This window comes from Nonomuraea montanisoli, assembly GCF_013363975.1.
Lineage (GTDB): Bacteria > Actinomycetota > Actinomycetes > Streptosporangiales > Streptosporangiaceae > Nonomuraea > Nonomuraea montanisoli.
Genome location: NZ_JABWGN010000018.1, coordinates 66,359 through 81,795 on the forward strand (window position 1 = coordinate 66,359; position 15,437 = coordinate 81,795).

15 protein-coding genes are annotated in these 15,437 nt (G+C 71.5%); 10 read left to right on the forward strand and 5 right to left on the reverse strand.

The annotated features are described in order from the left end of the window. Positions 1-367: 367 nt before the first annotated feature. The 6 genes from HTZ77_RS37245 to HTZ77_RS37270 all read left to right on the forward strand — a co-directional run bounded on the left by HTZ77_RS37245 (position 368) and on the right by HTZ77_RS37270 (position 6,250). Positions 368-1,393 carry a LacI family DNA-binding transcriptional regulator gene (locus HTZ77_RS37245; RefSeq protein ID WP_205304452.1) on the forward strand — a complete coding sequence of 342 codons (1,026 nt, stop codon included), beginning with the start codon at positions 368-370 and terminating at the stop codon, positions 1,391-1,393. A gap of 97 nt (positions 1,394-1,490) precedes the next feature. Beyond that, a complete protein-coding gene (locus HTZ77_RS37250; RefSeq protein WP_175594463.1) occupies positions 1,491-2,417 on the forward strand; it encodes a ribokinase in 927 nt (308 codons plus the stop codon). Continuing rightward, positions 2,407-2,787 carry a D-ribose pyranase gene (gene rbsD / locus HTZ77_RS37255; protein WP_175594464.1) on the forward strand — a complete coding sequence of 127 codons (381 nt, stop codon included), beginning with the start codon at positions 2,407-2,409 and terminating at the stop codon, positions 2,785-2,787. Before HTZ77_RS37250 ends, rbsD begins: the two co-directional genes overlap by 11 nt. Positions 2,788-2,799: 12 nt before the next feature. Then, positions 2,800-3,768, forward strand: a complete 969-nt coding sequence (locus tag HTZ77_RS37260) for a sugar ABC transporter substrate-binding protein (protein WP_175594465.1) — start codon at positions 2,800-2,802, stop codon at positions 3,766-3,768. Beyond that, complete coding sequence (locus HTZ77_RS37265) at positions 3,765-5,252, forward strand: sugar ABC transporter ATP-binding protein (RefSeq protein ID WP_175594466.1); 1,488 nt, start codon at positions 3,765-3,767, stop codon at positions 5,250-5,252. Before HTZ77_RS37260 ends, HTZ77_RS37265 begins: the two co-directional genes overlap by 4 nt. Beyond that, positions 5,249-6,250, forward strand: a complete 1,002-nt coding sequence (locus HTZ77_RS37270; protein WP_175594467.1) for an ABC transporter permease — start codon at positions 5,249-5,251, stop codon at positions 6,248-6,250. The genes HTZ77_RS37265 and HTZ77_RS37270 overlap by 4 nt, the downstream gene beginning before the upstream one ends. A 10-nt stretch (positions 6,251-6,260) precedes the next feature. On the opposite strand, the gene HTZ77_RS37275 is transcribed toward HTZ77_RS37270, so the two are convergent. Together HTZ77_RS37275 and HTZ77_RS37280 are read right to left on the reverse strand one after the other, a co-directional pair. Next, the gene (locus HTZ77_RS37275) at positions 6,261-6,989 is read right to left on the reverse strand and encodes a DUF6348 family protein (protein WP_175594468.1); all 729 of its coding nucleotides are present in this window, start codon (positions 6,987-6,989) and stop codon (positions 6,261-6,263) included. Between the two features lie 32 nt (positions 6,990-7,021). Next, positions 7,022-8,299, reverse strand: coding sequence for an MFS transporter (locus HTZ77_RS37280; RefSeq protein WP_175594469.1), 1,278 nt, complete (start codon positions 8,297-8,299; stop codon positions 7,022-7,024). Positions 8,300-8,371: 72 nt separating this feature from the next. Here HTZ77_RS37280 and HTZ77_RS37285 point away from each other — a divergent pair, with 72 nt between their 5' ends. The 3 genes from HTZ77_RS37285 to lanL all read left to right on the forward strand — a co-directional run bounded on the left by HTZ77_RS37285 (position 8,372) and on the right by lanL (position 12,208). Continuing rightward, on the forward strand, positions 8,372-9,265 hold the full coding sequence (locus tag HTZ77_RS37285; protein ID WP_175594470.1) for a LysR family transcriptional regulator: 894 nt from the start codon (positions 8,372-8,374) through the stop codon (positions 9,263-9,265). A 213-nt stretch (positions 9,266-9,478) separates the two neighbouring features. Further along, positions 9,479-9,604 carry a hypothetical protein gene (locus tag HTZ77_RS47830; RefSeq protein ID WP_268960220.1) on the forward strand — a complete coding sequence of 42 codons (126 nt, stop codon included), beginning with the start codon at positions 9,479-9,481 and terminating at the stop codon, positions 9,602-9,604. A gap of 60 nt (positions 9,605-9,664) precedes the next feature. Next, positions 9,665-12,208, forward strand: coding sequence for a class IV lanthionine synthetase LanL (gene lanL, locus HTZ77_RS37290; RefSeq protein ID WP_205304453.1), 2,544 nt, complete (start codon positions 9,665-9,667; stop codon positions 12,206-12,208). Positions 12,209-12,260: 52 nt separating this feature from the next. On the opposite strand, the gene HTZ77_RS37295 is transcribed toward lanL, so the two are convergent. Then, on the reverse strand, positions 12,261-12,845 hold the full coding sequence (locus HTZ77_RS37295) for a TetR family transcriptional regulator (protein WP_175594472.1): 585 nt from the start codon (positions 12,843-12,845) through the stop codon (positions 12,261-12,263). A gap of 113 nt (positions 12,846-12,958) precedes the next feature. Between HTZ77_RS37295 and HTZ77_RS37300 the strand changes: the two genes are divergently transcribed. Continuing rightward, complete coding sequence (locus tag HTZ77_RS37300; protein ID WP_175594473.1) at positions 12,959-13,264, forward strand: hypothetical protein; 306 nt, start codon at positions 12,959-12,961, stop codon at positions 13,262-13,264. On the opposite strand, the gene HTZ77_RS37305 is transcribed toward HTZ77_RS37300, so the two are convergent. Beyond that, entirely contained in the window at positions 13,242-14,444 is a 1,203-nt protein-coding gene (locus HTZ77_RS37305) for an erythromycin esterase family protein (protein WP_175594474.1), read from the reverse strand. The two genes, HTZ77_RS37300 and HTZ77_RS37305, sit on opposite strands and share 23 nt — an antisense overlap. 95 nt (positions 14,445-14,539) lie before the next feature. Continuing rightward, complete coding sequence (locus HTZ77_RS37310) at positions 14,540-15,382, reverse strand: hypothetical protein (RefSeq protein ID WP_175594475.1); 843 nt, start codon at positions 15,380-15,382, stop codon at positions 14,540-14,542. Positions 15,383-15,437 lie beyond the last annotated feature (55 nt).

A 15,437-nucleotide genomic window follows, 5' to 3' on the forward strand; every position in this document is an offset into this window, starting at 1 on the left:
AAGAAGTCTTGAGTCTTCCAGGATTATGGGTGACCGCTCACACCGTTCGCCGTGCACGAGGGAAGGAGTTTTCCTGGACAGCGATGTGTCCGTCGCTGATCCGCCATGATGAGTCTGCCGACCGCAACGTGTGCGGCGTGCGTACGGGCTCGACGCCGGCTTTGTCCACAGGCTGTGGACAAAGCCGGCTTGAGGTCGCCGCGGTCGAAGCTCGCCTGCGACGGCGGGCCGGCGCACCACCTCCGCCGCCATCCGTGATCACTTCGAAACGATGCGTAACGCCTTCATAACGTCACATCTACACGTGTTGCTTCTCGCGGAAGCCGGACCGAATACTGCGTCAACACGAGTAGATGGGACTTGCGTAGTGGTCACACGCCGCGATGTGGCGCGGCTGGCCGGCACCTCAGAGGCCGTCGTCAGCTACGTGCTCAACAACGGGCCGAGGAACGTCGCCCCGCACACCCGCGAACGGGTGCTGCGCGCGATCGACGAGCTCGGCTACCGGCCGAACGCCGTGGCGCGCTCGCTGCGCACCAGCCGCACGCACACGATCGGGCTCGTCGTCCCCGACAACGCCAACCCCTTCTTCGCCGAGCTGGCCCGCGAGATCGAGGATGTCGCCTTCCAGCACGGCCTGACGGTGCTGCTCGGCAACGCGATGGACGACGACGAGCGCGAGGCCGCCTACGTGCGGACCCTGATCGACCGCCAGGTGGACGGGCTGATCCTGATTCCCGCCCACGGCCCGCGCGCCTGGCGGTCCCAGCTCGCCGCCTCCGGCGTGCCGTGCATCGTGCTCGACCGCGAGCTCGACGACACCCCGGCCAGCCACCTGCTGCTCGACAACGAGGGCGGCGCGTACGAGGCGACCACCCACCTGCTGGAGCACGGGCAGCGGCGCATCGGTTGCGTGGCGGGGCCGAAGGACATCCACCCGACCGTCGACCGTGTCGCGGGCTGGTCGCGGGCGCTGACCGAGGGCGGTCTCGACCCGGCCTCGATGCCGCTCGCCCACGGCCCGTACGGGCGGCGGCAGGGATACATCAGCGGCCGCCGGCTCCTGTCGCAGGAGGACCGGCCCACCGCGCTCTTCGTGACCAGCGACGAGCAGGCGATCGGCGTCATGCGCGCCGCGGCCGAGCTGGGGCTGAGCGTGCCCGGCGACGTCGCGCTGTGCTCGATCGACGGCATCGCCGCCTCCTCCTACACCGTGCCCGCGCTCACCACCATGCGTCAGCCGATCGAGGAGCTGGGCAGGCGCGCGGTGGAGCTGCTGGCGGCGCAGATCGGTGACTCGCCGGGCGGCGAGCGCGTGGTCCTGTCGGCGACGCTGATCAGGCGCGGCTCCTGCGGCTGCCCCGACCCCGCGGGCGGGCTGGACGATGCCTGAGATCGTGCCTGCGACGGTGCGTGAGACGGTGCGTGAGACGGTGCGTGAGGCGACGTCTCGTATGACGCCTGGGACGGCGCGTGAGACGACGCCTCGGATGACGCCTGGGACGGCGCGTGAGCTGGAGCTGGTCGTCGTCGGCAGCCTCAACATGGATCTCACCGTCCCCGTGACGCGCCTGCCGGGCAGGGGCGAGACGGTGGCGGGCGCCGCCGTGGTGCGGGTCGCCGGGGGCAAGGGCGCCAACCAGGCGGTGGCCGCCGCCCGGCTGGGCGCGCGGGTGCGCCTGGTGGGACAGGTCGGCGACGACGCGCTGGGCCGCGAGCTGCTCGCCGCCGTGGCGGGTGAAGGCGTGGACGTCTCCGGGGTACGGCAGGTGCCCGCCGCCACGGGCATGGCGATGATCGTCGTCGAGGACGGCGGCGAGAACATGATCACCGTCGCCTCTGGCGCCAACAGACTGTTCCACCTCACCGCTCCGGGTTCCAGCGCCCTCATGACCACCGGCCTCGACCTCGCCACCGCCGACGCCCTCCTCCTCCAGCTGGAGATCCCGGTCGCCGCCTGCCTGGCCGCCGCACGGCAGGCCAGGGCCCACGGCGTGCCGGTGGTCCTCAACGCCGCGCCGTACACCCAGGGCCTGGACGACCTGCTCCCCCTGGTGGACCTGCTGATCGTCAACGAGAGCGAGGCGGACGCCCTGTGCGGCGGCACCGACCCCGCCGGGCTGCTCGCGCTCGGGCCGCGCGCCGCCGTGGTGACGCTGGGCGGGCGCGGCGCGCGGGGCCGGGACGCGGGCGGCGGCTGCGAGGCGCCGTCGTTCCAGGTGCCCGTGGTCGACGCGGTCGGCGCGGGTGACACGTTCTGCGCGCAGCTCGCGCTCGCCCACGCGGCCGGTCTGCCTCTCGCCGAGGCGGTACGGCGGGCCTGCGCGGCCGGCGCGCTGGCGACCACCGCCCACGGCGCCCAGACCGCCATGCCGACCGGCGGCCAGGTGGAAAGGCTGCTCGCCCGTGCGTCATGACGGCCTCTGGCATCCCCGTCTGCTGCAGATCCTGTCCGCGGCGGGACACACCGACCTGATCGTGGTGGCCGACCCCGGCCTGCCCGTACCGCCCGGCGTCGAGACGGTGGACCTCGTCTGGCGCAGGGGCGAGCCCGCCTTCCTCCCCGTACTGGAAGCGGTGCTCGGCGAGCTCGTCGTCGAGACCGCCTATGTCGCCGAGGAGTCGCCGCCCGGCTTCCTCGACGAACTGCTCAAGAACCCGGCAACAACACAACGCATCCCTCACACCCGGCTCAAGGAGCTCACCGGCCGGGCCCGCGCGGTCGTGCGAACCGGTGAGGCGACGCCGTACGCGAACGTCGTCCTCCAAGCGGGCGTTCCCTTCTGAAGGAGACACCAGATGAACAAGAAGATCGTCGCCGTGGCCGGTCTGGCCCTCGCGCTGACCGCCTGCGGCAAGGAGGGCGGCACCACCGCCGAGCCGGCCGCCGCCCCCAAGCCGGGTGAGAAGCCGGGCGTCTGCCTGGTGATGAAGTCGCTGGCCAACGAGTTCTTCCAGCAGATGCAGAAGGGCGCGGAGGAGCACGCGACCAAGCGCGGCGACCTCACGCTCAGCGTCGTCGGCATCCAGAACGAGACGGACATCGACAACCAGGTCGCGGCCGTCGAGAAGTGCGTCACCCAGCAGGCCAAGGCGATCGTGATCGCCCCCGCCGACTCGCGCGCGCTGGTGGCGCCGCTCAAGCGGGCCGTCGACGCGGGCGTGAAGGTGGTCAACATCGACGTCCAGCTCGAAGAGGGCGCGATGAAGGCCGCCGGCATCGGCGACAAGGTGCCCTTCGTCGGCCCCGACAACCGCGAGGGCGCCAAGCAGTCCGGCATGGAGCTGGTCAAGGCCGTCGGCAAGGACGCCGAGGTGGTCATCCTGGAGGGCAACCCGGGCGCCGCCAACGCCGCCCAGCGCAAGGCCGGTTTCGAGGACGCGATCAAGGAGGGCGGGCTCAAGCTCGTCGACTCCAAGACGGCGCACTGGGAGACCAACGAGGCGCACACCGTCTTCAGCAACATGCTCACCGCCCACCCGGACATCAAGGGCGTGCTCGCCGGCAACGACAACATGGCGCTCGGCGCGCTGAAGGCGATCGACGAGCAGGGCAAGAAGGGCCAGATCAAGGTCGCCTCGTTCGACAACATCCCGGCCATCGCGCAGTACGTCAAGGACGGCACCGTCGTGGCGACCCTCGACCAGTACGGCGCGCAGCAGGCCGCCAACGGCATCGACTACGCCATGAAGATGATCGGCGGCGAGAACTTCGGCGGCTGGCAGAAGACCGAGATCAAGCTCATCACCAAGGACAACCTCGGATGATGACGGTCACCGGCCTCGTCAAGCGCTTCCCCGGTGTGGTGGCGCTCGACGGGGTCGATCTCGACATCCGCGCGGGCGAGATCCACGCCCTGGTGGGGGAGAACGGCGCGGGCAAGTCCACGCTGGTCAAGGCCCTGGCCGGGATTCACGCGCCGGACGCCGGCACGATGACCTTCGACGGCGTGCCGTACACGCCGGCCGGCGCGGCCGACGGTCTGGCCGCCGGGATCTCGGTGGTCCACCAGGAGCTGGCGCTGCTGCCGTACCTCACCGTGGCGGAGAACCTGTTCCTGCGCGGGCTGCCGCGCACGGCGGGCGTCGTCGACCGGAAGCGGCTGCGCGCGGACGCCGCGCGGCTGCTGGCCGAGGTCGGTCTGGACGTCGCGCCGGACACGCCGGTCGAGCGGCTCGGGATCGCGCAGATGCAGCTCGTGGAGATCGCCAAGGCGATCTCCACCGACTGCAAGCTGCTCATCATGGACGAGCCGACCGCCACGCTCACCTCGCGTGAGGCCGGACGCCTGTTCGGCATCCTGCGCGGGCTGCGCGAGCGCGGCGTGGCCATCGTGTACATCTCGCATCACCTCCAGGAGGTGCTGGAGCTGGCCGACCGGGTCACCGTGCTGCGCAACGGGCGCAGCATCGAGACCCGCGAGATGGCCGGTGTGACCGCGCCCGACCTGGTCAGGCTGATGGTGGGGCGGGACCTGGCGCAGGAGTACCCGGTCAAGCCGCCGACCGAGCCGGGTGAGGTGGCGATCGCGGTGCGCGGGCTCAAGGTCGCGGGCTTCGAGGGGCCGCTCTCCTTCTCGGTGCGGCGGGGCGAGGTCGTGGGTCTGGCCGGGCTGGTCGGCTCGGGCCGTACGGAGGCGATGCGCGCGATCTTCGGCGCCGACCCCGCCTTGTCCGGAAATATCGAGCTTTACGGCGAGAAGGTGCGCATCCGGCACCCCAAGGACGCGGTGCGGCACGGCATCAGCCTGCTCACCGAGGACCGCAAGTCGCAGGGCCTGGTCCTCGACCTGCCGATCAGCGCCAACGTCACCCTCGCCAAGCTGCGCGGGCTGCTGCTGCGCTTCGGCCAGGAACGCTCCCTCTCCGAGGACCTCGGGCGGCGCCTGCACCTGCGCTCCGCGGGCGTCGGCCAGCACGTGCGCACCCTGTCGGGCGGCAACCAGCAGAAGGTCGTGCTGGCGAAGTGGCTCAACGCCGGCTCGGACATCCTGATCGTGGACGAGCCCACCCGCGGCATCGACGTCGGCGCCAAGTACGAGATCCACGAGCTGCTGCTCGGCCTCGCGGCGCAGGGCAAGGCCCTGATCGTCGTCTCCTCGGACCTGCCGGAGCTGATGGGCGTCTGTGACCGCATCCTGGTCTTCTCCCGCGGCAAGATCGCCGGCGAGGTCGCCAGGCCGGACTTCGACGCCGAGCACATCCTCACGCTCGCCTACTCGGGCTACCTCAAGAACGGTGAAACACAATGATCAAAAGGCTCGTGCTCGGCGAGGCCGGCATCGGCGTCGCCCTGGTTGTGCTCGCGGGCTTCTTCGTCATCGCGGCACCGAACTTCGCGACCGAGCAGAACCTGCGCAACATCATGACCCAGATCACCCTGAACACCGTGCTCGCCGTGGGCATGACGTTCGTGATCCTGGTCGGCGGCATCGACCTGTCGGTCGGCTCGGCGATGGCGCTGTGCGCGGTCGTGTCGGGCACCATGATGGCCGGATCCGGCTCCGTCGTGACGCTGGTCGGCGCGATCCTGGTGAGCGTGCTGGTCGGCGCCGTGGTCGGCTGGATCAACGGGTTCGTGTCGGAACAATGGCGGGTGCCGTCGTTCATCGTCACCCTGGCCATGCTCAACGTCGCCCGCGGCGCCGCCGAGCGGTACACCGACGCGGCCACCATCTACAACCTGCCCGCCGCGCTCAACGACTTCGGCACCATCACGCTGCTCGGCGTCCCCGCGGTGTTCTGGGTCGCGCTGCTGCTGGCGGGCATCGGCTGGTTCGTGCTGTCGCGCACGGTCTTCGGGCGGCTGATCTACGCCACCGGAAACAACGAGGAAGCGGTCCGCCTGTCCGGCCACAAGACGTCCCGCATCAAGATCGCGGCGTTCATGATCGCCGGACTGACCGTGGGCATCGCGGCCGTCCTGTACATGGCCCGGCTCAACATCGCCAGCCCGATCCTGGGCCAGGGCTACGAGCTCAACGCGATCGCCGCCGTGGTCATCGGCGGGGCCAGCCTGATGGGCGGGCGCGGCTCGATGGCCGGCACGTTCCTCGGGGCGTGCCTGCTCGGCGTGCTCACCAACGGGCTGCTGCTCATGGGCGTCTCCGACTTCGAGCGGCAGATCATCACCGGTCTGGTGATCCTGGTCGCCGTGGTGCTGGACGCGTACCGGCTGCGCCTGGCCCGCAAGCTGGCCGTCACCCAGCCCGCGACGAAGGAGCCCGTGCCGGCGACGGTCGCCTCCTGACCGCCGTACGTCACGCCGTCTCGTCGCGCACCTCGTCGCCCACCCCGTCGCGCGTCTCGTCGTGCACGAGGAGGAGGAACGTCCGGGCGTACGACATGCCGTCGGCCGGCCGCGGCCAGGGCAGGCCGGCCAGGGCCTGCGAGGCCGCCTCGTGGTGGACGCCGTTGACCCGGATCTCGGCGGTCTCGGAGTCCCCGCCGCTGCCGAAGAACGCCTTGACGCCGATCAGATGGTCACGCTCGAACGAGCCTCCCAGCGCCGGGGCCAGGTGCGGCGCGAGCGGGTTGTCCGCGGCCCAGTGCTGGACGGCCTGGAAGTCGTCGCCGATGCCCCAGCCGGTGATGCCGCCGTGGATGGTGTGCCAGCCGGGGAACCCGTCGGGGTCGTCGGCGGCGTAGTGCCCGGCGAAGGAGCCGTCCTGGGCGAGGAGTTCGAGCAGGGCGCTGCCGGTGGTGCCGAGCCAGATCTCGATCGCGCGGTCCACGGTCTCCTCGGGAGTCGTGCCGTATCCCGTGGCGCAGTCGCTGATCGTGGTGTCCTCGGGCCGGTCGACGTTGAGCACGAAATCGATGTCGACATGACCGGGATGACCGGTGTGGTCCTCGCCGAGCGCCACGGCGAGGCTGCCGGGCCCCTTGGCCAAGTCTCCCGTCACCTGCCAGGGCTGGTTCATGGCTTCGGTCAACCGCCGGGCGATCATGCCCAGGACGACCTCGTCCGGTAGCCGGTCCCCGTCCATCGGGCCTCTTCTCTCGCGTTCCATCATGATCGTTACAGAGCCGACCGTACCGGATGGAGGTGCTCACGAGCCGGTACGGGGATCAGCCAGGGGCCGGCGACCAGCGCGACGGCGACCTGCGCGGCGCCCGCGACGACCAGCGTCGGCCCCGCCCCGGCCAGGCCGATGACCGCCCCTCCGGCGAGCAGGCCGAGTGACACCGCCCCGTCGTGCACCAGGCTCTCGGCGGCGAAGGCGGCCCGCCGTTCCGCGCCGTCGGTGCGGACGGTGATCAGCCGGTTCATCGACCCGATGCCGAGCGGCATGGCGAAGCCGCCGACGGCGGCCAGGCAGGCGATCAGCGCAAGCGACGAGGTGACCGCGGGGAGGGCGATGAAGGCCGTCCCGAGGATGATCCATCCGGTGGCCATGGTGGCCAGTGCCGGCAGCCGGGGGACGACCGCGGGCGCCAGGAGCGCGCCGACGAGGGAGCCCGCGCCGTAACCGGTCATGCCGGCCGAGATGAGCAGCCCGGGCCGGCCGGTCTCGGCGCCGAGGATCGCCAGCCCGAGGGTGAAGGCGAACCAGACGAGACCGCCGACGCCCGACATGGTCACGGCGCGGCGTATCTCCGGGTGACGGGCCAGGACGTGCCGCAGCGCCGGCGCGTCCGCCTCCCTTCCGCCGGGGGCGGGGGACGTTTCCGCTGCGCCGGGGGCGCCCGACGCCTCGCCGCCGCCGGGGATGGCCGCCGCCGTCGCGTCGCCTCTCACCGTCAGCAGGACGGCCGCGCCGAGAGCGACGCCCGCCGCCTCCGCCCAGAGCAGGTGGAACGGGCCGCCGGCGGTGACCGCCCAGCCGGCCAGGGGCGGCGCCAGGATCATCGTGCTCCGGTGGGCGAAGTCCTGCCAGGCGAGCATCCGGGCGGCGACCCCCGCGCCCAGCCGGTCGCAGATGTCGGCCAGCAGCGCCCGCTGGGCGGGCGCGCCCACGGCGGTCGCGCAGCCGGTGATCAAGCCGGTGACGGCCAGGTGGATCGGGCCGACGGCGCCGAGGGCGGCGCCGATCGGGACGACGAGCAGTCCGGCCACCTGGACGGCGAGCACCCCGGCGAGGGCGCGGCCGGTCGTCAGCCGTTGCCGCAGTCCGCGGGCCCACCACGCCGAGGTGAGCATGGGCAGCCCGACGGCTCCGCCGACGAGCCCGGTGGTCCAGGGGGATCCGGTCTCGGCGAGCGCGACGAGGGGGAGCGCCACGGCGGTGGTGCGCTGGCCCATCCAGGTGATGAACGTGGTCGCGAGCATGGCGGCGATGTCACGGCGAGGAGTCACGAAGCAATCCTGAAATCTGGCGAAATTTCGAGGTAGGTCGTGGATCGCCATGTGAGCTCATAACGTTGGCTTATGAGCTCATTGCCCACGGTGGAGGACCTGCGGCTCGTCGAGGCGCTCGCCCGGCACGGCTCGCTCGGCGCGGCCGGACGGGAACTGCTCATCAGCCAGCCCGCCGCGAGCAACCGGCTGGCCGCGCTGGAGCGGCGGATCGGCGAACGGCTCTTCGACCGGGACACGACCGGAGCGCGGCCGACGCCGGCCGGCCGGGCGCTCGCCGTGGAGGCGGCACACGTGCTGGAGCACCTGGAGGCGATCTTCGATCGCGCCCGGGCGGCTGCCCGCGGGGGCAGCATCACCGCCGGCACGTTCGCCAGCCTCGCCTCGTGGGTGTTCCCGGCGTTGGGGGATCTGCTGGGCGAGGTGACGGTGCACCAGGTCGCCGATCACGGCGACCGGCTGGTCGAATGGGTCGGTGAGGGCTCGCTGGACGTGGCGTTCGTCGCGATCGCCAACCAGATGCGGTTGCCCGCCACGGTGACGGCGCTGCCCGTGGCCCGCGACCGGCCGGCCGTGCTCCTCCCGGAGGGCGTGCGCCTCGGCTCGGGACGCAAGCCGTTCGCGGGGCTCGACGTGGTCGCGTACACCTACGACACCTCCACCGCCACGCTGCACCGGCGGATCTCTGAGCTGGGCGGACGCCCGAGAAGGGCGGCCACGGCGGAGACGGCCGTGCGGATGGGCCGGCTGCTCGGCTGCCCGATCGTCCTGCCCCGCGGGCTGGGCGTCTCCTACGCCGAGCCGGGGGAGGAGATCTCGCCGATGACGATTCCGGGCCGGCTCACCCTGTTCATGGTGACCCGCCGCCCCGTGCCGCCCGAGCTGTCGGCCGCCGTCGCCGGCCTGGCTGCCCGACTCGGCCTGGAGCCCGCATCGGATTCGAGCCGGCCCGGCGAGGAGATGTGATTTTCCGCCGTTACGGAACTCCTATTTGTGCATTTGGGAATTGCCTATTCAGGGCCGCCTGGAACGTTCCCTCGACACGCCCGGTCATCGGCTGATGTCAGACCGAACGCACAGAAAGAGATCTTGACACAACATCCCCGACTGTTAGCATTGCGCTGATATCGGACAGGCTGTAATGGGCAGAAGGGACACACAATGTCGGCACTTCTGAGGATGGAACCCCGAGTGGCCGGGACCGACGTGATGGAGCCGGTCGTCGAGTTCGAGCAGCGGTGGGAAAGCCAGGTCGACCAGGACCGTTGCCCGGTCACGCGACCCGGTATCTCGAAGATCTGCTGATCACCGGGGTCGACGCGGTCCGGACGTACCGGAATTCACCCAGACGGGGGCTGGCGGAAGATGAGCGAGAACGGTTCCCGGGAATGGGTGGAACAAGTCGTCAGGCAATGCGTCGGCGCTGACCACACGGTGACAGGCGGCTCTGTCTGGCTGGTTGTCAGGCCAGATGGAGCCGTTTTACCGGACCACGGATGGAAGTTACACATATCTTCTCGCGCCTCGAACTTTCCCGCGCTGGTGGAGAAACTCGTCCCCTTCCTGGTGGCCGAGGGTTGTGTGTTCAAGCTGGCCCGTTCGCGACAGGTGCTCCACGAGCTGAACGACGGCCGGACGGTCCCGGAGAGCGTCGGCAAGGCGTTCACCGTCTATCCGGACCAGGATCTCGTCCGTGAAGTCGGGCTGCGGCTCGCCCGGACCCTGCGCGGCCACGAAGGTCCGCGCGTCCTCAGCGACCGGAGAGTGTCCGCGGACGCTCCGGTGTACTACCGGTACGGGGGATTCGTCACCCGGCGGAGCACCGACGTGCGCGGACAGTCGATCACGCGGCTGCGCGGGCCCGCCGGCGAGGAGTTCGACGAGGCCGCCGGGCTCAGCTACCGGCAGCCGTCGTGGGTCGAGGACCCGTTCGCCGGAGCTCACCCCGACCCCGCCCCGGGCCGCTCCCGCGACGACCTCCTGCTCAGCGGACGCTACCGCGTCGTCGTCGGGATCCGGGAGGCCGCCCAGGGCAACGTCTACCGCGCGGTCGACGAGCGGACCGGCCACCAGGTGGTCGTCAAGCAGGCGCGCGCCTTCGTCGCCGAACACGGCGACGGCAACGACGGCCGGCTGCGGCTGCGCAACGAGCGTCGCGTCCTGGAAGCTCTCGACGGAGTCGCCGGTGTGCCGCGCTTTCTCGACCACTTCCGGTACGGCGAGGACGAGTTCCTGGTCACGACCGACCGCGGCCCTCTGAGCCTGGCCGAGGACGTGCGGCGGAACGGTCCGTACCGGACGGGGCCCGGCGCGGGCGCGCGGAGCCTCGATCGGCTGGCGGGCGAGCTGGCCCGGATCCTCACCGCGGTGCACGAACGCGGCGTCATGATGCGGGACCTGTCCGCCGCCAACGTCGTGATCGGTGACGGCGCCAGCCTCATCGACTTCGGACTCGCCTCCTACGACGGCCTGCACCTGTCCGGCATGACCCCTGGCTACGCGCCCGCCCGGCAGGTGCGCGGCGAGCCGCCGCGCGACGCCGACGACCTCCACGCGCTCGGCATGACCTTGGTGTACGCGGCGACGGGCCTCCACCCGGTGACCCTGGGCGACGATCCGGAGCTGCCGAGGACGCGGGCGCTGCAGACGATCTCGCGGTACCACGGCCGGACGCCGTCGGGAACGATGTCCGCCGTCGTGGACCTGCTCGGCGACGAGGAGCGTGCCCGCGCCGCGCTACGGCGGCTCGCGTCAGGCGACGGCCGCCGGACGGTCTTCCCGTCGTCGCCGCCGGCGCCGGTGGTCACCGCGGACGTGGCCGCCGAGGTGCTCGACAACCTCCTGGGCGACCTGCTCGATCTGGTGGACGGCGTCCTTGAGGCTCCGGCCAGCACGAAGGCCGCCAACGACGCGAGCGTCTACAGCGGCAGCGCGGGCATCGGTCTGGAGTTGCTGCACCATCGGCATCGGCCGGCCGCGGAGCGGAGGCTGCGTGAGCTGGTGGCCTTCACCGTACGCGTCACGGCCCCGCTGACTCCGCAGCCGGGCCTGTTCACCGGCGTGACCGGGACGGACATGTTCCTCCAGGAAGCGGGCAACTGCGGCATCAGCCTGGCGGGCTGGCCGGGCCGGAGTCTGCCGCCGCCCGAGTGGAGAGCCGAGGCCGCTGACCTGACCGACGGCGAGGCGGGTGTCGGCCTCGGACACCTGTACTTCCACCGCGTCAGCGGCGACCCGGCCGACCTGGAGGCGGCGCGGCGCTGCGCCCGGATCGTCGCGGCCGAACCACCGCCGCCTCGCACCTCCCGGCCGGGCGAGGCCGACCTGGCGGCCGGACGCGCGCACGGCCTGGCCGGCACCGCCGAACTGCTGCTCGCCCTCGCCGAGGAGACCGGCGAGTCGTGGGTGCTCGAAGCCGCCGCGGACCGCGTGCGCCTCCTGTCGGAGCGCACCCGGGTCCTCGTCCGCGAGGCGCAGGACCCGGCGGCGGAGCCGATGACCATGTCCTGGTGCCGCGGCCTCCCCGGGATCGGGCCGACCCTGCTGCACGCGAGCAAGGTGCTGGGCGACCCGTCCCTGTCCGACCTCGCCCGTCAGGGAGCCGACGTCTGCGTCGCCCGCATGTCGCGCCTGAGCGCGCTCGGCCGGTGCTGCGGCGTGGCCGGCGTCGGCAACCACCTGTTGGACCTGGCCGATCTGGAACAGTCCGAGCGCTATCGGGAGGCGGCGTACGACCTGGCCGCCCATCTTCTGCTCCGGAGCGCCGGCTCGCCCACGCACCCCACCTTCTTCGCGTCCGACGACCCTCCCGCCCGCTCGCTCTCGTGGGCGCAGGGACTGACCGGCGTCCTGTCGTTCTTCCGCCGGCTGGCGTACGGCGGCCCCGACTGTCTGGCGGTCGTCAGGTAACCGTTCGAGGGGACGACGGTGATCGCCACCACGAGGTGAAACTTTCGGGGAGTCAGGCGACGAGGGCGCGGACCAGGCGGACCAGCGCTTCCCGGCGGGCGGCGGGGCTGTCGTCCGGGGCGCCGGCCCGGATCATGCGCGCGAGTTGCGGGGTGGAGAACCACCAGCCGGCCAGGGCGATCACCGCGTACACCAGGTCGGCCGGGGGAAGCGCGCCGGTGAGGGTGCCCTCCTCCTGGGCGGCGGCCAGCGCGGCGACCTTGCCGGCGTAGTGGGCGGTCCGCGCCGCCTCGGCGGGGACCTCGGCGTCGCCGGCGTGCAGGCCCTCCCAGTGCAGCAGGCGCACCAGGTGCGGGTGGGAGCCGTGGTAGTCGAAGACCCGGCCGGCGTACTGGCCCAGGTCGGCGGCCTGCGCGGCGTCCAGGGGGACGGCGGCGGCCAGCCGTTCGAGCTCCTGGGTGAGCACGGCGCCGAAGAGCTGATCCTTGTTGCCGAAGTACTGGTAGATGCGCTCCTTGTTCACCCCGGCCTTCGCCGCGACGCGGTCGACGCGGGCGCCCTGCGGGCCGTGCTCGGCGAACTCCTCGACGGCGGCGTCGAGGAGGAGCTGCCTGGTTCGGGCGGTGTCCCATGCCATGACCTCAGCATAGGACATTCTCCAACTGGATGGTTGGAGTTTGGGTCGTACGTGTGGCAAACTCCAACCAGCGAGTTGGAGTTGCTCTCGCCCGTTCCAGAGAGGGGACCGCCATGCCGGTCGCACACGCTGCCCATGCCACCTCCGCCACCCGCGCGAGGCCCGCCGCCGTCGCGCCCGCCCCGCCGTCGGTGCACCACCGGGCGCTGCTCACCTGGCTGGCGGTCTACTCGATGATCATGGCGGTCCAGTCGCTGCTCGGTGGGGTGCTCGCGCCCCTGCCGATGCCGCTGCGGACGCTGATCGTGACCGGCATCGTCGTGCCGACGGTGGTGTACCTGCTGATGCCGGTGCTGCTGCGGGCCCACGCCAGGATGTGGAGGAAGGGGCGGCGGCCTAGCTCCGCCGGACGTCCTTGACGAACACGATTCCGTCGTTCCCCGCCAGGTGGGCCGGGTCGAGCGGGAAGTAGCCGAACCAGGAAGACACCCGGGGCGCGGGGGGCGCGTCACCCAGGGCGGCGGCCAGCCGGCGGCCGTCGACGACGCAGCGCTCCCCCGGGAGCGCGTACAGGATCCCTTCGACGGTGTCCGGGGGCGGGGCGTCCACTCCCTGGTGCCGGATCGTGCCGAGGGCCGTGGCCAGGAAGGCGAACTCCTCACCCAGGTGGGCGCGGACGATCGCGCCGGCGCTCCACCACTCCACCGGCAGGTCGCCCAGCCGCATCGCGCTCCTGTGTCGCTGGAAATGGAGGTTGTGGGCGTGGACCAGCGCCGGTCCCCGCTCGGCGACGGCCAGGAGGTTGGCGGCGATCATCGCGCTCCGCAGGCCCAGCAGCCGCGCCATGCGGCCCGGTGAGGTGTCGGCCAGCCAGAAGTGGTAGCGCAGCAGGCCGGTGGCGGCGCGCCCGTACAGGCGTGCCCGGTCCCAGTCGTCCTGCGAGGACGCCGCGATCAGGTGCGGCGTCTCCGCGTCCAGCAGCGCCACGAGATCGCCGGCGACCAGCAGCAGCTCCCTGGCCTCGGCAGACCGCCCCACGGACCGGGACGGGTCCGTCATCGCGGCGGGATCGGCCCATGGGTCGTCCGCGCCGAGCAGCCGGTCGAGGGTTTCCGCGGTGCAGGGGAGCAGGTCCGCGTCCAGATGGGCCGTGAGGTAGCCGTGGAGGGCGGTGAGGGACTGCCGGGGGCTCGCGGCGTGGGTGATCTCCAGCGGGCCGTCGCAACCGGCGAAGCGCACCCGCTCGGACGGGGGCCGGCCGTCGTTGTAGGCGCGCATCCAGCGCACGAGCTCCCGGTTGGCCGCGGACGCGCCCCACCCATGGCTGAAGCCGCGCTCCATGACCTCGTCCAGGGTGCCCGTGCCCCAGGTGACGTGGTCGTCCACGACCAGGCCCAGCACGCAGTCGCTCTCGATCCCGATCGTCCGGTAGCCCTCCTGCTCGACGAGCTGCCGGAAGAGCTCGTTCCGCAGGTCCAGCAGGGCGTCCTCGCCGTGGGTGGGCTCGCCCAGGGCGAGGAGTCGCGGCCGGGCCGGGAACAGCCTCAGGACGGCGGCGGCGTCGACGGCATGAACGGCGTCCTTGACGCTGATATCCATGCCTTCGACGGTATCTCTGAACCGTCTGTGGAAGCTTTTCCGCGATCCGGCCGCGACACGAAGGAAAACCTTCAAACGGACTTTCCGTGCTCAGGTCAGAGCGCGAAGTCCACGGCGAACTCCTGGTACACCCGCTCCTTGGCCGCCCACGCCTTGGGCGAGTAGGCGGCGTAGAAGGACTTCCCGCACTCCAGGTCCTTCAGGGCCGACGTGATCTCCTTGTCGAGGTACGGCTTGGCCTCCGCGGGCTTCAGGTGCGGCTTCAGGATCACGGTGCGGCCGTCGGGTGCCTTCGGCAGCTTGCCCTTCCAGGTCTTCCTGGCGACCTCCGAGGCCTGCTTGGTGTACTGCGTCCTGCCGAGTTCGGCGAGGACCGAGGGCTTGGTCTCGCTGACGCCCAGGCACGTGGCGAACTGCCGGCCGAGCCGCGTGAGCTGCTCGTCCTTGTCGAGCGGAGCCAGGGACGCGTCCAGCGCCGCGTCGAGCTGGGTGAGGTAGCCGTCGTACGAGGTGACGGTCTTGCCCAGGTGCTGCTCGGCGGCCTTGGCGAAGCAGCGGTCGTCGGCCGCGCGCCACTTCTTCAGCTCCTCCTGCGACATCGCCATCATGTTGTCGTTGTTCGGGTTCTCCCCGGACACCGGGTTGACCACCGTGTCGCGCGGATGGACGAGCGGGGACCAGACACCGAAGCCGTACTTGGCTCGGTACGCGCGCAGCGCCTCGTAACCACCGGTGAGCCGTTCCCGCTCCCCGGGCTGCCACTTGCGCTTGGTCACCGGCTGGGCCAGGTAGGTCAGGCCCTGCTCCTTCATGCAGGCGACCCGCGTCTCCTCGATGGCGGCCTTCTTCTCGTACGCGGCCTGCGTCTCCGGCGAGGTGAGGGCGCCGAACGAGCCGACGAGCAGGGTGACCGCGACGGCCTTGGCTGCGATGAACATGGGTGTACTCCTTCGTTCGAATCTGGACATGCGAAACAGAACTCCCGGCCGAAAA

Bases quoted from the DNA above. Each gene is read 5' to 3' on its own strand.
- HTZ77_RS37250 (WP_175594463.1), top strand. From the start codon at position 1,491: ATGACGCCTGGGACGGCGCGTGAGCTGGAGCTGGTCGTCGTCGGCAGC.
- HTZ77_RS37260 (WP_175594465.1), top strand. From the start codon at position 2,800: ATGAACAAGAAGATCGTCGCCGTGGCCGGTCTGGCCCTCGCGCTGACC.
- HTZ77_RS37265 (WP_175594466.1), top strand. From the start codon at position 3,765: ATGATGACGGTCACCGGCCTCGTCAAGCGCTTCCCCGGTGTGGTGGCG.
- HTZ77_RS37270 (WP_175594467.1), top strand. From the start codon at position 5,249: ATGATCAAAAGGCTCGTGCTCGGCGAGGCCGGCATCGGCGTCGCCCTG.
- HTZ77_RS37275 (WP_175594468.1), bottom strand. From the start codon at position 6,989: ATGGACGGGGACCGGCTACCGGACGAGGTCGTCCTGGGCATGATCGCC.
- HTZ77_RS37285 (WP_175594470.1), top strand. From the start codon at position 8,372: ATGAGCTCATTGCCCACGGTGGAGGACCTGCGGCTCGTCGAGGCGCTC.
- HTZ77_RS47830 (WP_268960220.1), top strand. From the start codon at position 9,479: ATGGAACCCCGAGTGGCCGGGACCGACGTGATGGAGCCGGTCGTCGAG.
- lanL (WP_205304453.1), top strand. From the start codon at position 9,665: ATGAGCGAGAACGGTTCCCGGGAATGGGTGGAACAAGTCGTCAGGCAA.
- HTZ77_RS37295 (WP_175594472.1), bottom strand. From the start codon at position 12,845: ATGGCATGGGACACCGCCCGAACCAGGCAGCTCCTCCTCGACGCCGCC.
- HTZ77_RS37300 (WP_175594473.1), top strand. From the start codon at position 12,959: ATGCCGGTCGCACACGCTGCCCATGCCACCTCCGCCACCCGCGCGAGG.
- HTZ77_RS37305 (WP_175594474.1), bottom strand. From the start codon at position 14,444: ATGGATATCAGCGTCAAGGACGCCGTTCATGCCGTCGACGCCGCCGCC.
- HTZ77_RS37310 (WP_175594475.1), bottom strand. From the start codon at position 15,382: ATGTTCATCGCAGCCAAGGCCGTCGCGGTCACCCTGCTCGTCGGCTCG.